Origin of the sequence: Maribellus maritimus, from assembly GCF_022267315.1 — a bacterium.
GTDB lineage: Bacteria > Bacteroidota > Bacteroidia > Bacteroidales > Prolixibacteraceae > Draconibacterium > Draconibacterium maritimum.
Map to the genome: position 1 here is coordinate 1 of NZ_JAIKLE010000120.1, position 1,863 is coordinate 1,863.

Below are 1,863 nucleotides of genomic sequence, written 5' to 3' on the forward strand. Positions count from 1 at the left end.
TATTACCTCATTTAAATTTGTCTCTGAATTTAAAACCTTCATTTATCTTTTTGTATCACTTAAAAAGGGTAGAATTTCTCGTTCAAAATACACCAGTTCTTTCCGACCCGGTTCATCTTGGATTTTGCAATAATAAATTTTGTCGACATAACGTCGGATAATCAATTTCAGCCCGGGATTTACCTTGGCGTATACTATCTCACCTTCATTAAATTTGTTTTCCATTTTTATGTTTCAATTTGTCGCCTGCTATTTCTTCGCCACTTATATTTCCCTTCGGTATTCCATTTGAAGTCAAAATTCAAAATCATCTTATTTGTCAAAAACTCCCTTGTCTCGATTGTTTTTTTAGGATAATCTGTTATCGGAAGTAACTACATTTATATTTTTTATGTTGTATGACAAAAGTTCATTTTCAAAATAAGCAACTTCTTTACAGGAGGGTTTATTTTGCTTCCTGCAATAATAAATCGGGGGTATATGCCTGCTGATCACTAGATTCAGAGTTGGATTAAACTTTGACCTTACAACCTCACCTTCTTTAAATTCATTTTTCATCATCATTTTTTCAGTTTATAAAGAATACTAGAGCAATGTTGGTTAAATTAAGTCTGAATCACTTTTCCCAGCTTTTTTTGCAGCTTTTTCTGCTCTTTTTTCTTTCAGACTTTTCACAGCCACCTTTTTCGTGTTTCTTCTTTCTTTTCCTTCTTTAGCTTTAGCCATAATTTTTATTTTAAGAAATCTTTATAATATGATTTCTTCATATCCGCTTTTAATTACTGTAGAAATCATTTTAAATCTTTTGTTTGCTTTGATAAGATGAGAGGTATGGGCTGGTACTATAATTCCTTCCCCCGTCTTTAGTGGGTTTGAATATTTATCAATTATTATTTCCGCATCACCCTCAATGATTAGGATAAAAACGTCAAATGCAGAAACAGTCTCAGGAAGTATCTTTCTGCTATCAAATGCCAAAATATTTACACTTCCCGTTGTTTTCTCGATAATGGTTTTACTTGTAACCGAATTAGAAGTATAATCAATAATTTCAATTAAGATATGTTGTTTCGATTTTTCAATCTCTGTATCCTGCATGTGTTAAAGGTACCTTAATGCAAACAGTAACATGTTACACTATTAATATTTTAAGTTACATCATTCACACATTCTTTTTTTGCGCTTATACTTAATTCAGAAATTTTTGGATTAGAATAGACGACTACTAACTGTATTCGGGCGACTAGGAAGTGGCCGATAACTAATCTGAAGAGTTTATTTGCAGTCATAGAAATTTTATTTATAGTGCTTTGTCTTCATTCTTTGTTCCAATTCGTAATATAAAAGGGAATATAGAAATCAACAGGAGATTCTTTATCGCTCTTTTCTTTCAATTCATCAATAAACTCTTGGTAAAACCGATTAAACCGTTCTAAGCCATCGTGAGCTAATAAAAACAGTAATTTTTGAGTGTTCTGAGAATTAAATTCTCCAACACTTGTGTAAATTACAACCATTTTAAAATCAACAATTTTATCATGCTTATGCAAATAAAAGCTAATGAATTTGTTTTTGTTTTCCTTTGGTGTTACTACATAGCGGTAATTCCTGGTTATACTATCCCATTCAGAAAAATAATATAATCAGTAATTGAAAAGTTAGGTCGAATAAATTTTTCAAAGATTTCCTGTAGATAATATTTTTCATTGTGATTCATGAGCATCCTTTTAATTTATAATCCTTTGTTTCTTATGCCCCGAATATTCACACTTCCTCAAGTGTATCCCGCCTTTTATTCTTTAGCTTTTTGAAATGAGAAGGAGTAAGTCCGGTAATTTTTTTGAACTGATTTGACAGGTGGGC

4 protein-coding genes are annotated in these 1,863 nt (G+C 31.2%); all 4 read right to left on the reverse strand.

The window, feature by feature from the left end; translation table 11 throughout:
* Positions 1 to 42: 42 nt before the first annotated feature.
* The 4 genes from K5G00_RS29200 to K5G00_RS29210 all read right to left on the reverse strand — a co-directional run bounded on the left by K5G00_RS29200 (position 43) and on the right by K5G00_RS29210 (position 1,517).
* Positions 43 to 225 carry a hypothetical protein gene (locus K5G00_RS29200; protein ID WP_238770130.1) on the reverse strand — a complete coding sequence of 61 codons (183 nt, stop codon included), beginning with the start codon at positions 223 to 225 and terminating at the stop codon, positions 43 to 45.
* 375 nt (positions 226 to 600) lie between these two features.
* Positions 601 to 726, reverse strand: coding sequence for a hypothetical protein (locus K5G00_RS29920; protein ID WP_262921478.1), 126 nt, complete (start codon positions 724 to 726; stop codon positions 601 to 603).
* 21 nt (positions 727 to 747) lie between these two features.
* Complete coding sequence (locus tag K5G00_RS29205) at positions 748 to 1,098, reverse strand: cupin domain-containing protein (protein WP_238770131.1); 351 nt, start codon at positions 1,096 to 1,098, stop codon at positions 748 to 750.
* Between the two features lie 218 nt (positions 1,099 to 1,316).
* On the reverse strand, positions 1,317 to 1,517 hold the full coding sequence (locus tag K5G00_RS29210) for a hypothetical protein (RefSeq protein ID WP_238770133.1): 201 nt from the start codon (positions 1,515 to 1,517) through the stop codon (positions 1,317 to 1,319).
* Positions 1,518 to 1,863: the final 346 nt, after the last annotated feature.